The 12,345-nt window shown below is 57.9% G+C and carries 10 protein-coding genes; 8 read left to right on the top strand and 2 right to left on the bottom strand.

The window, feature by feature from the left end; all coding sequences use genetic code 11:
* Window positions 1–38: 38 nt before the first annotated feature.
* The 7 genes from ACT3UM_RS07710 to tldD all read left to right on the top strand — a co-directional run bounded on the left by ACT3UM_RS07710 (window position 39) and on the right by tldD (window position 9,966).
* On the top strand, window positions 39–1,076 hold the full coding sequence (locus tag ACT3UM_RS07710; protein WP_007114671.1) for a rod shape-determining protein: 1,038 nt from the start codon (window positions 39–41) through the stop codon (window positions 1,074–1,076).
* A gap of 24 nt (window positions 1,077–1,100) precedes the next feature.
* Window positions 1,101–2,060: a rod shape-determining protein MreC gene (mreC, locus tag ACT3UM_RS07715; RefSeq protein ID WP_498897595.1), complete on the top strand. Its 960-nt coding sequence runs from the start codon at window positions 1,101–1,103 to the stop codon at window positions 2,058–2,060.
* Window positions 2,060–2,548, top strand: coding sequence for a rod shape-determining protein MreD (gene mreD, locus ACT3UM_RS07720; RefSeq protein WP_498897597.1), 489 nt, complete (start codon window positions 2,060–2,062; stop codon window positions 2,546–2,548). The genes mreC and mreD overlap by 1 nt, the downstream gene beginning before the upstream one ends.
* The gene (locus ACT3UM_RS07725) at window positions 2,545–3,126 is read left to right on the top strand and encodes a Maf family protein (protein WP_498897599.1); all 582 of its coding nucleotides are present in this window, start codon (window positions 2,545–2,547) and stop codon (window positions 3,124–3,126) included. The genes mreD and ACT3UM_RS07725 overlap by 4 nt, the downstream gene beginning before the upstream one ends.
* A gap of 71 nt (window positions 3,127–3,197) precedes the next feature.
* Window positions 3,198–4,661, top strand: coding sequence for a ribonuclease G (rng, locus tag ACT3UM_RS07730; protein ID WP_498897601.1), 1,464 nt, complete (start codon window positions 3,198–3,200; stop codon window positions 4,659–4,661).
* Window positions 4,662–4,663: 2 nt separating this feature from the next.
* Window positions 4,664–8,518, top strand: coding sequence for a YhdP family phospholipid transporter (locus ACT3UM_RS07735; RefSeq protein ID WP_498897603.1), 3,855 nt, complete (start codon window positions 4,664–4,666; stop codon window positions 8,516–8,518).
* Window positions 8,515–9,966 carry a metalloprotease TldD gene (tldD, locus tag ACT3UM_RS07740; RefSeq protein ID WP_498897605.1) on the top strand — a complete coding sequence of 484 codons (1,452 nt, stop codon included), beginning with the start codon at window positions 8,515–8,517 and terminating at the stop codon, window positions 9,964–9,966. Before ACT3UM_RS07735 ends, tldD begins: the two co-directional genes overlap by 4 nt.
* A gap of 23 nt (window positions 9,967–9,989) precedes the next feature.
* Here tldD and yjgA read toward each other — a convergent pair whose 3' ends face one another.
* Window positions 9,990–10,535, bottom strand: coding sequence for a ribosome biogenesis factor YjgA (gene yjgA, locus ACT3UM_RS07745; RefSeq protein ID WP_498897606.1), 546 nt, complete (start codon window positions 10,533–10,535; stop codon window positions 9,990–9,992).
* A 139-nt stretch (window positions 10,536–10,674) separates the two neighbouring features.
* Here yjgA and pmbA point away from each other — a divergent pair, with 139 nt between their 5' ends.
* Entirely contained in the window at window positions 10,675–12,015 is a 1,341-nt protein-coding gene (pmbA, locus tag ACT3UM_RS07750) for a metalloprotease PmbA (RefSeq protein ID WP_498897609.1), read from the top strand.
* Between the two features lie 20 nt (window positions 12,016–12,035).
* Here the strand turns inward: pmbA and ACT3UM_RS07755 are convergent, their stop codons facing one another.
* The gene (locus tag ACT3UM_RS07755) at window positions 12,036–12,305 is read right to left on the bottom strand and encodes an HPr family phosphocarrier protein (protein ID WP_035578341.1); all 270 of its coding nucleotides are present in this window, start codon (window positions 12,303–12,305) and stop codon (window positions 12,036–12,038) included.
* Between the last annotated feature and the right edge of the window lie 40 nt (window positions 12,306–12,345).

The following is a 12,345-nucleotide window of genomic DNA, read 5'->3' on the forward strand; positions in this document are numbered from 1 at the left end:
CGCACAGGGTTCCCGGTCTGCACTAGGTAACAACATCCATGTTTAAACGTTTGAGGGGGCTGTTTTCCAGCGATCTATCGATCGACTTGGGTACGGCCAACACACTGATTTATGTACGCGGTCGCGGTATCGTGCTCGATGAGCCGTCCGTGGTTGCTATCCGCCAGTCTGGCAATATGCGCAGCGTCGCGGCAGTCGGTACTGATGCCAAGCGAATGCTGGGGCGCACGCCCGGCAATATTACTGCGATTCGGCCGATGAAAGATGGCGTTATTGCCGACTTCACCGTCACCGAACAGATGCTCCAGCATTTTATTCGCAAAGTTCACCAAAGCACCTTCTTGACCCCCAGCCCGCGTGTGCTGGTGTGCGTTCCTTGCATGTCCACGCAAGTAGAGCGTCGGGCGATTCGTGAGTCAGCAGAAGGTGCCGGTGCCCGTGAGGTGTTCTTGATTGAAGAACCCATGGCGGCAGCGATTGGCGCAGGCCTTCCTGTTGATGAAGCACAGGGGTCGATGGTGGTGGATATCGGTGGTGGTACCACCGAGATCGCGATTATTTCACTTAACGGTGTCGTCTACTCCGAATCTATTCGGGTGGGTGGTGACCGCTTTGATGAGGCCATTACCGCCTACGTGCGTCGTCACTACGGCAGCCTGATTGGTGAAGCAACGGCTGAGCGCATTAAAGAAGAGATTGGCTGCGCCTACCCCGGTGGCGAACTGCGCGAAATTGACGTGCGCGGGCGCAATCTGGCCGAAGGCATCCCACGTAGCTTTACGCTTAACTCCCACGAAACCCTGGAAGCGTTGCAAGAAACCCTGGGTTCTATCGTGGCTGCGATTAAGAGCGCCCTTGAGCAGTCACCGCCTGAATTGGCGTCTGATATCGCCGAGCGAGGCTTGGTGTTAACGGGCGGTGGTGCGCTGTTGCGCGACCTGGACAAGCTGATCGCTGAAGAGACAGGGCTGCCGGTGATCGTTGCCGAAGACCCGTTGACCTGCGTTGCTCGCGGCGGTGGTAAAGCGCTGGAAATGATTGATCAGCACACCTTTGAGTTGCTGTCGAGCGACTAATCGCAGCGGTTAATTGCGGGGGGATTGCCTATTAAACCGCTGTTTTCGCACGGGCCACTGCCGGGCTACCGGCTGTTTTTTTGTGTCCTGGCTGCCAGTGCATTGATGTTTGTCGACCAGAACTTCACGCGTATGGAGCAAGTACGTGCGCAGATGTCGATGGTCGTTGCTCCTATTCAATGGGTCGTTAGTGTGCCTAGCGACCTGTTGAACTGGGGGTCGCTTGCGCTCTCTGATCAACAGGCGCTGGTGGATGAAAATCGCCGCCTGCGTGAGCAGATTCTCACCCTTTCCCATCGTGGTCAGCGGATGGCCAACCTGACGGCGGAAAACAGCGAGCTGCGCGATTTGCTGAAAGCGGCGAAGCGGCGTGATATTCCCTATATCACGGCTGAGCTGCTGTCGTTGGATAATGATCCCTTTAGTCATCAGATGGTGGTTAATCGCGGCCATCGTCACGGCGCTTATGTAGGTCAGCCTGTCATCGATGCTTCTGGGTTGGTGGGGCAAATTACCGCAGTCTCTGCCTACTCCAGCCGCGTGCTGCTATTGGCCGATGCCAGTCACGCCTTGCCGGTTCAGTTAAACCGCAATGGGCTGCGCTTTATTGTCCAAGGGGCGGGGCGTTACAGTAGCGTTAATGTGATGCACGTGCCTGATACGGCGGATATTCGTGAAGGTGATTTGTTGACTACATCGGGCTTGGCCGGGCGCTTTCCTCCGGGTTACCCCGTAGCGCGCGTTACTGAGGTGTATCACGATCCAGGCCAGCCATTTGCGCGGGTTACGGCCGAACCCATGGCGCAGTTGCAGCGTTCACGTCACTTCTTGTTGCTTTTTCCTCCTGTGCGAGAAGACGTGGAAGAGAATGCCTGGGATGATACGCTGGATATCTCGGCAGAGGCATTGCGCTCCTCTCTTCAGCTAGCCAGTCCTGACGAAGCGCTTCCCGCACAAAATGCATCACCTCCAGAGGTGCCCTGATGCCGCGAGCACCGATTGTTCCATTAGTGGTTATTTGGCTTAGCCTGATCCTAGCCCTCTGCTTGCAAGTCATGCCGCTGGCCGATGGCTGGCAGGTATATCGCCCCGAGTGGCTGGGGCTGATGCTCATCTACTGGTGTATGCGTGCTCCCGACAGAGTCGGTGTTTTCCATGGCTTTGTGCTGGGCATTCTGATGGATTTAATTGAAGGCACCGTGTTGGGGCAGCATGCGCTTATCTATGCGCTGTTGGCGTTTCTGTGTGCTCTGGTCTACCCCCGTTTTCGGGCCTATTCGTTGGTACAGCAGTCGGCACTGGTGCTGGTGCTGTTGGGCTTGATGCAGCTAGTCGCCCAGTGGCTGCGCACTATCGTGGGTGATTTTTCGATCCATTTAGCGTTTTTGATTCCCGCTTTGATCAGTGCGTTGCTATGGCCGTGGCTGGCGACGATGTTCCAGGCGCTAGAACGCCGGTTGGCGGCTTCATGACGGCACCTGTTTTGTGCTTAGCGTCTGCCTCTCCACGCCGTCGGGCCTTGCTGGCCTCTATTGGGGTGCCGGTCACGGTTAATCCCTGCGATATCGATGAGACGCCGCTGGTCGGCGAGTCGGCTCAAGCCTATGTACAGCGCTTAGCGATAGCTAAAGCTGAGGCGGCGGCGCCATTAACTGACCTACCTACGCTAGGTTCAGATACCGCGGTGGTGGTCGATGGGCGTATTCTAGGTAAACCGGCGAATGCTGGACAGGGCGCTGAAATGCTGGAGCTGCTTTCGGGGCGGTGTCATCAGGTGCTTACCGCCGTGGCAGTGAGTGGACCTGCAGGAATGCTCTCTTGCTGCGTGACCACCCAGGTGACGATGCGTGAGATAAGCGCCGATGAAATCGCTGCCTACTGGCGTACCGGTGAACCTGCTGATAAGGCCGGTGGCTACGCCATACAGGGATTAGCGTCCATATTTGTAAAACAGATTCAAGGCAGTCACTCGGCAGTGGTAGGGCTACCGCTGTTTGAGACGACGCACTTGCTATGCCGACAGGGAGTTCCTATCTGGCAGCGTGTCTGACACCTTTGGGTTGAAGGTATTGAGCACCTGTATCGCTGGCAAGGAATACGTCAACCAACAAGGAATTTTGCATGAGCGGTGAAGTTCTCATCAATTTAACGCCAATGGAAACCCGCGTCGCGCTGGTTGAAAATGGCGTTTTGCAAGAGGCACTGATCGAGCGTTCCCGTCGGCGTGGCATCGTGGGCAATATCTACAAAGGCAAAGTGGTTCGTGTACTGCCTGGCATGCAGGCTGCTTTTGTTGATATTGGCTTAGATCGGGCGGCGTTTATTCACGCCCACGAAGTGATGCCACCCGGCACACCGCTCGATGAGCAGCAGACCATCGGCCAGTTACTCCATGAGGGCCAGGCGTTAGTGGTACAAGCGACCAAAGACCCTATCGGTAGCAAAGGGGCACGCTTAACCACGCATCTGTCGATCCCTTCTCGCTATCTGGTCTATATGCCCGATTCGCCGCATCATGGCGTTTCGCAGCGTATTGAGGATGAGCGCGAACGCGAACGGTTAAAAGCCCTGCTAGACAGCAGCGTGGTGGAGCAGACGCTGGAAGTGACGGGGGGCTTTATTGTTCGCACGGCCGCGGAAGGCGTGGGTGACGAAGAGCTACAAGGCGATATGCACTTTCTGCTGCGGCTGTGGCGTAAGGTCAGCGAGCGTAAAGTAACCGCGACGCCGCAAAGCGTGATTTACGATGATTTGCCGCTATTTATGCGCACCCTGCGCGACGTAATGCGCGACGATATCGAAAAAGTGCGCATCGATTCGCGGGAAAACTTCGTCAAGCTGGTGGAGTTTGCCGAAGAGTTTATGCCCGACGCGGTGGAGCGGATTGAATACTACCCCGGCGAGCGGCCCATCTTTGATCTCTACAGCGTCGAAGATGAGATCCAAAAAGCCTTGGGGCGCAAGGTACAGCTGAAATCCGGTGGCTATCTGGTGATTGACCCCACCGAGGCAATGACCACCATTGATGTCAATACCGGGGGTTATGTCGGTCACCGCAACCTTGAAGAGACCATTTTCAAAACCAACCTTGAAGCGGCCACGGCCATTGCCCGCCAGCTTCGGTTGCGCAATCTGGGCGGCATTATCATTATCGACTTTATCGATATGGTCGATGTTGAGCATCAGCGTCAGGTGTTGCGGGTATTGGAAAAAGCCTTAGAGCGTGATCATGCCAAAACCAAGTGTACCGGCGTTACCGAGCTTGGCCTTGTTCAGCTTACCCGGAAACGCACCCGGGAGAGCCTAGAGCAAACGATGTGTGAAGCGTGCCCCACCTGCAGTGGGCGCGGCACGCTTAAAACGCCAGAAACCGTCTGCTACGAAATCTTTCGTGAGATACTGCGCGAAGAGCGCGCCTATAGCGCTGAAACTTACATGGTGCTTGCATCGCAGCCTGTCGTTGATCGTTTATTGGATGAAGAGTCAGCCGCAGTGGCCGACCTGGAGACGTTTATCAATAAAACCATCCGCTTTCAGGTTGAACAGCACTACTCCCAAGAGCAGTACGATATTGTGCTGATGTAACCATGCTAATGCGTTCGCTGGTGCGTTGGAGTTTGCTGATCGCAGCCTGGCTACTGGGCAGCACGGCTGTGCTGCTGTTGCTGCTGCGCTTGGCGATTAGCCAATCCGATGCCTTAACTCCCCGTATTGAAGCGCTGCTTGAGGCGCGCATTGGCGTGCCGGTCACCATTGAGCGGCTATCGCTTTCGCTCGCCCGGAGCGATCTTCTATTACGCCTTGATGGCGTAAACGCGGAAACCCCTGATGGCCAAGCGCTGTTTTCCCTGGAGCATGCGGGGCTACGTTTGGATACCTGGGCGTCGCTTGTCAACATGGCGCCGATTTTTAGCGACGCACGCATCAGCGGTACCCAGTTGCATCTTTATCAAGGCTCGGGGGCGTCTTTGCGGTGGCCTGAGCCCGCAGAGTTACCGCTATTGATGGCGGCGGAGCCCGACGTGGATCTGGCCACGATTGATAATTGGGCAGGCTTGATTTTGCGTCAACGTCTCTGGGTGGATGACACCCGCGTGGTGCTGCACGGCAAGCAAGACACCGTGATGCTCCATGCGCAGACACTGCTGCTGACCGGCGATGAGCGGCGGACACGGCTGGAAGGCGCTATCAATATCGCTGAATCGCTACAGCAGGCGCGCGAAGTGGATCTGCCCGCGGTTGAAATAAAGGTCGAAATGCAGCCCGGCCGACGGGGCTTTAGCGATTTTTCGGCAGCGTTGCAACTGGATGTTCAGCTTGACCAGTTAGTCGTTTTGGCGGATATGTTCCGGCCGGATCATGCCGCTTATTTAGAGCAAGCCGGCGGCAGTGCGCGGCTTTGGGGGCGCTGGAGCGCCGGACGCCTTGAAGAGTCTCGCATTGCTGTCGATGTTCCCCAGTTGACGCTACGCCATCAGGTTCAGTACGCGGTGTTAAGGGACATCAAGGCCAACGGTTTATGGCAGCGCGACGGCGACGGCGGTGAAGCGTGGCTAAGCGGTGATGCTGACAGTGTGGAGTGGGCCCAGCCCCCCGGCGGCAACGTGGGGCCAGCCTTGCCGCGCCACTGGCACGCTACCCACCAGCCAGGACAGTGGGAAGTGCGCACCAGTGCCTTTGAACTCGCCTCGCTGACTGCTTGGCGTGACTACGTATTGCTCCCTGAATCCGTCACCCGGGTATTGCAAACCCTGGCCCCCCGCGGGCAAGTCGAAGGGTTACACGTGGGGCAGCAGGATGGCCACTGGGGAGTGGACGCGGCGCTAACCGGTGTGGAGGTTTCACCGTGGCAGCAGGCGCCGGGCGGTGGCCCGCTGGATGCCTGGGTGCAGGCGCGGGATTTCCGTGGCCGCGTGCTGTTTAGCAGCAACGGCGATAGCACCCTCTACTTTCCTGAGTTTTTTGCCGCTCCCATGCAGCTTCGGCGTGCTGAAGGGGAAGTGGAGTGGGTATATGACGGCCCCAATACCATGGTGAGTGGCAAGCGGCTAAGTGTCGACTGGGACGGCGCCCAGATAGCGGGTGGCTTCGGTTTGGTGACCGGCAATCAGCGTGGTCATTTTGGTTTGGACCTAACGTTTAGCGACGTGGATGCTCTTGAGCGTCCGCTTGCCCAGTGGTTGCCGCTCAGCGTGATGGACGATGAGCTGCGCGAATGGCTGCTTAATGATATGGGTGGCTACGTCAGCGAAGGCTCGCTGCAGCTAAGCCAGCCGTTAGGCGAAGGGGCGACGGCCCAAGACTTTACCGCAACGCTTGCCTTGGCGGTGACGCAAGGGCACTTGCCGATCGCGCCAGGCTGGCCACGCCTTGACGATGTCGAGGGGCGACTGAAGTGGCAAAACAGGGTGTTAGAGGCTGAAATTGATAACGCCCAGAGCCATGGTGTCACGGCTTCAGAGGGCGAGGTGGTGATGGAGGATGAGACGCTCAACCTTTCGGGGCAGTTAACCTCGGATGGGCCAGCGCTGATATCATTTTTACAGGCGATGCCTGAGATCGACCTTTCCCAACTAAGTGATTTGCGCGTGACGGGGAACGTTAACGGCGATATTGCGCTGTCGTTGCCGTTGGCAAACCCTGAGGCGCTGCAGCTGGAAATTAATGCTCAGCCGCGCTTCTCGGAAGTGGTTTATCAACCGCTCGACTTACGTCTTCAATCGGTTGAGGGGGATCTCGCCTGGCTTCAAGATGGGGAGAGTTCGGGGCTCGTCGGTGAGGCTAGAGGACAGTTGCTGGGGGGGAGTGTCAACGCTGATATTGATACTCAAAGCGACGGCATACAACTGCAAGGGAGTGTCGCTACCGCGGCGCTGTTCGGGCTTGCCGGGTTAGACAGTAGCCAAGGGCGTCTGCCCTTAGAAGGGCCGATAGAGTGGCAGGGCCTTGTCAGCATAGTGCCGACGCCCACCCTTCGCTTTGAAAGCCGCTTGCTCGGCGTTACTAGCCACCTGCCCGAACCGTTTGCCAAAGCGCCACAGCAGCCCTGGCCCTGGACTTTGACCGCTGACTTAGAGGCCAAACGGCTTGAGACACAGCTGGCCGATATCGTCGCCGCCCGAATTCAGCAGCGTAATGGCGAGTTTGCCGGGTCGCTAAATGTAGGCAGCCAAGCGGAGCGTCTGCCCGGCTGGCCCACCCAACCGGGGTTTAGCCTTAACGCTGCCGTGCCACGGCTTGACCCGCTAGCGTGGCAGCAGGCGATTGCACCGCTGATGGCTGGTGGGGCACCCGGCGCGTCAAGCGCAGGCACTCAAACGCCGCTGGCGGTCTCGTTAACCACCCCCTGCGTGGTTTACCAAGGCGAGTGTTTAGGCTCTCTTAACGCCTCCGGAGGCATCAACGCAGGCCTGATCGATTTGGGCCTAAGCGGTAACCTGGTCACCGGGCGTGTAAACTACGATGCTCAATCTCCGCAACCGTTAGATATGGCCATTGAAGCGCTGGCGCTTGATCGCTTGCTGGCGTTAGCCAATGTTGAGCATGACAGCGATGCACCGATGCCAGACTCCTGGATGGGGTCGGTCGAAACGCAGCGTCAGGCGCCGGTGGCCATTCCTGACTGGCTAGCCGATGTGCCCAATGGGCGATTGCGTTTAGCCGAAATTGCCATGGGGCCGCGTCGTTTTGGCCCCTTGACGGCCTACTGGAAAACCGACGGTGAGCGTTTTTCGCTTACCCCCGTTGGTTTAACCCTGGGGCAGCTCTCGGCGCGGGGCGAGCTACATTGGGAAGGGGATGCTGTTTCCAGCCATACTCGGGCGGACATTACCATTCAGGGCGGAGACATTGGCACCGCCCTTGAGCGCCTTGACCAGCCGGTGGCCATGCGCAGCCGGAGTACTGATGTGGCCGCCTCGCTTGATTGGCCGGGGGCACCCTGGCAGTTGGAGCTAAGCCGCTCGGATGGCACTATCAGTACCGACATTCGCGATGGCCGCTTTGTCACCCTGGAATCGGCACCTGCGCGGTTAATTGGCTTGCTCAATTTCGATAATATTTTACGCCGTCTACGCCTGGATTTTTCCGACGTTACCGGCCGGGGCACGGCATTTGATCGTGTCCAGGGCACCGCCGACGTTACCGGTGGGTTGCTGACGCTACGCGGGCCATTGCAAATTGATGCCCCGGCCACCACCCTAACGCTTACCGGCAGTGTCGACCTGGTGTCGCGTGAACTTGACCAGCGTCTTGGCGTCACACTCCCAGTGTCGCAAAGTTTACCGATTGCGGCGATCGCCGTTGGCGCACCCATCGTGGGCGGCGCGCTATTCCTTGCTGACCAGCTGTTTGGCGACGCTTTAGATCGTGCCACGACACTCCATTATCGCGTGCGAGGCCCTTGGACCTCGCCGCAGGTTACTTTAGAAGGCCCCCAATGACCGCATATAAAAGTGATGTAGATACGGCTGCCGCCATTCTGTTGACCCCTGGAGGACTCGATTTAGAGGCTCTGGAAACGGGGTTGGGCTACGCCCTGGGCGCGGGCATTGACTACGCGGATCTCTATTTTCAGCGTACTTGGCAAGAGGGCTGGGTGCTGGAAGATAGTGAGGTGAAAGAGGCCAGCTACAATATTGACGGCGGTGTCGGCGTGCGCTCACTGGCCGGTGAAAAAACCGGCTTTGCCTACTCCAACCAAATTACCGCCGATGCGCTAATGGACACTGGCCGCACCGCGGCAGGTATTGTGCGTAGCGGTCAACGTTTGCCTGGGCAGTTGGTTCAGCCCGTTTCCGCTATGTCGCGCTACGCTGGGATTGATCCCCTAGCCGGGCTAAGCGCCGAAGAGAAAGTGGCCATGCTCAAACAGGCTGACCGTGTGGCGCGCGCGGCGGATCCGAGCATTAGCCAAGTGAGCGCTTCTCTTTCGGGTACTTATGAAGTGGTGCTGGTGCGGGCCAGCGACGGCACTCTGGCTGCCGATATTCGCCCCCTGGTACGCTTTAATGTCAGCGTTATTGCGGTGAAAAATGGTCGCCGTGAGCGCGGCAGCGCAGGCGGTGGTGGCCGTTATTCCATGGCTAGGCTGCGCGATGATCAAGTCGCCGAGCAGTACGCCAAAGAGGCGGTGCGTCAGGCGCTGGTTAATCTGGAAGCCGTCGATGCGCCAGCGGGGCAAATGCCCGTAGTGCTGGCGTCTGGGTGGCCGGGGATTTTGCTCCACGAAGCAGTGGGGCATGGCCTTGAAGGCGATTTCAACCGTAAGGGCAGCTCCGCCTTTGCGGGCCAGATGGGCAAGCGCGTGGCCGCTAAAGGCGTGACCATTGTCGATGATGCAACTTTATCGGATTGCCGTGGCTCCATGAGCGTGGATGACGAGGGCACGCCGGGGCAATACACGCCGCTTATCGAAGACGGCATTTTGACCGGCTATATGCAGGACAAGCTAAATGCTCGCTTAATGGGTATGGCACCCACAGGCAACGCGCGGCGCGAATCCTTTGCTCACCTGCCGATGCCGCGTATGACCAATACCGTTATGCTTGCGGGACAAGATGAGCCCAGCGATATTATCAAAAGCGTTAAGCGCGGCATTTATGCGGTCAGCTTTGGCGGCGGTCAGGTGGATATCACCTCAGGTAAATTCGTGTTCTCCGCCAGCGAAGCCTACCTGATTGAAGATGGTAAGGTGACGGCGCCGGTAAAAGGGGCCACCTTGATTGGTAACGGGCCAGAAGCGATGCAGCGGGTCTCCATGATTGGCCACGATATGGCGCTGGATACCGGTATTGGCGTATGTGGTAAAGAGGGGCAGGGCGTACCGGTGGGTGTCGGCCAGCCCACCCTGAAATTGGATGAGCTGACCGTCGGCGGTACTCAGTCTTGAAGGGCGGTCTTAATGAGCCGCCTTTAAAGAGCCAGCGTTTCGCGCAGGTGTTTGAATAGCTTGCGCGAGCTGGTCGGCGGTTTGCCCTGCTCGCGTTCCCGCTGGGCGTTGCGAATCAATTGACGCAGGGTCTGGCGGTCGGCATCGGGGTGCTCCGCCATAAACAGGTCGACAGCAGGATCGCCCTCGTCAATTAAGCGTTCCCGCCATTTTTCCAGTCGGTGAAACGCGTGGTCGCGCTGCTCCTGTTCCTGATCGATGGAATCAAATACGCCTTGAATGGCGGTGAGATCCTCTTTACGGATTAGCTTACCGACATACTGCATATGGCGGCGGCGACCTTCATGGGAACGGATGCGCGAGGTTTCCTCGATAGCGCGCAGCATATCGTCAGAGAGGGGGAAACGGGCGCGTTCCGCCGGTCGCATGGCGATCAAGGTTTCCCCAAGTGCCTGTAAGGCATGCATTTCGCGTTTGAGTTGCGACTTGCTAGGGCGTTCTTCCTGCTCTTCTACTTCATTAGTATTTGAGACAGTACTTGAGACAGTATCGGGACGTTGCTTACGCATAGTGTGACTCACAGACAAGATTCGTGGCGGCATTATACCAGCTGCGAGTACAACATTGATTCGCCGAAGAGACTCTCTTGAAAGACACGCTCTTGAAAGACATTCGCTTGAGAGACATTCGGTTGAAAAAGGAGGCCATATGGCACAGGCATTTAATGCATCCGCGCAGCAGTCGTTATTGACCGCGCGTGCCGAAGAGGCGCTCGCGCTGGCTAAGCGCTTGGGCGCAGATGCTGCCGAGGTGGGCGCAAGCGTAGACCAGGGCATCGGTGTCAGCGTACGCCTGGGCGAAGTAGAAACGGTTGAGTTATCCCGTGACCAGGGCATTGCCGTCACGCTCTACGTGGGCCAGCGTAAAGGCAGTGCTTCATCCACAGACGCCAGTAGCGCCTCAATTCAGGCCGCTGTGGAGAAAGCCCTGGCGATTGCCCGCTATACCGGCGAAGACCCGGCCGCTGGGCTGGCCGATGCCTCCCTTATGGCTACTGAGTTGCCCGATCTAAAAGTGCACTACCCCTGGGCCCTGACAACGGATGAGGCGATTGAGCTGGCGCTTGCCTGTGAGCAGGCGGGACGCGACGTTGACGGCATTTCCCAGTCGGATGGCGCGTCACTCTCCAGCGGCGAAGGGGTACGCGTTTACGCCAATAGTCACGGCTTTTTAGGTACCCAAAAGGGCAGTAGTCACTCGCTTTCGTGCATGCTGATTGCCCAAGACGCGGCCGGTATGCAGCGCGACTACGACTACACTTCTGCCCGCGACCCCAAGGCACTGCGAGACCCCGCCGAGGTGGGCCGCGAGGCCGCCGCGCGAACGCTACGCAGGCTCGGCGCTAAACGCCCGCCCACGGGCACTTTTCCGGTACTGTTTGATCCCTCGCTGGCCAGTGGCTTAATCGGCCACCTTCTCAGTGGTTTGGCCGGTGGAGCACTCTACCGGCAGGCCTCGTTTTTGTGCGACCGACTCGGCACGCCGCTGTTTCCCGACTGGTTTAGCTTAGAAGAGCGTCCCATGGAGGTCGGTGCCACGGCGAGCTCGCCGTTTGATGGCGAGGGCGTGCAAACGCGCAATAATCGCTTTATCGATCAGGGCAGCATTGCCAGCTATATGCTCTCTTCTTATAGCGCTCGTCGTCTCGATATGCAGACCACGGGCAATGCCGGTGGCGCACGTAATGTGCGTTTAGCGGCGCCGCTGCAATCACGCGAAAGCCTGCTACAGGAGATGGGGCGGGGGATTTGGGTAACTGAACTGATGGGCCAAGGTGTTAACGGTGTGACTGGCGACTACTCTCGCGGTGCCGCAGGCTTTTGGGTCGAAAACGGTAAGGTGCAGTACCCGGTCGAAGAGTTCACCATTGCCGGTAATCTAGAGCGGATGTTTGCTGGGCTAGTCGGTATCGGCGATGACACCGATACCCGTGGCAGTGTTCACACGGGTAGCTGGTTAATCGATGCCATGACGGTCGCCGGTGACTAAGTCCAAATAGCCAAGTGCGGCTACTGATCTTCCTCGAAACGGGCGTCGAACAGCGCTTGAATCGCTTCAAGTGCCTGTTCGGCGTCATCACCTTCGGCGCTGATCGTTAGCTCGGTACCGCAAGGGGCGGCGAGCATCAGCAGCGACATAATGTTGGCGGCGTCGGCAACCTGTTGCTGTTTGTAAACACGTATTTTAGCCGAGAATTGTTGGCCGCATTTGACCAGTTTTGTCGCTGCGCGCGCGTGTAGCCCGCGTTGATTGGTGAGTGTAAGTATTCGTTCTGGCACCCTGGTTCCTTTTCGCCGAGTGGTGTCATTAATGGATAGG

The sequence above is a fragment of the Halomonas sp. AOP13-D3-9 genome, assembly GCF_052379125.1.
Taxonomy (GTDB): domain Bacteria; phylum Pseudomonadota; class Gammaproteobacteria; order Pseudomonadales; family Halomonadaceae; genus Vreelandella.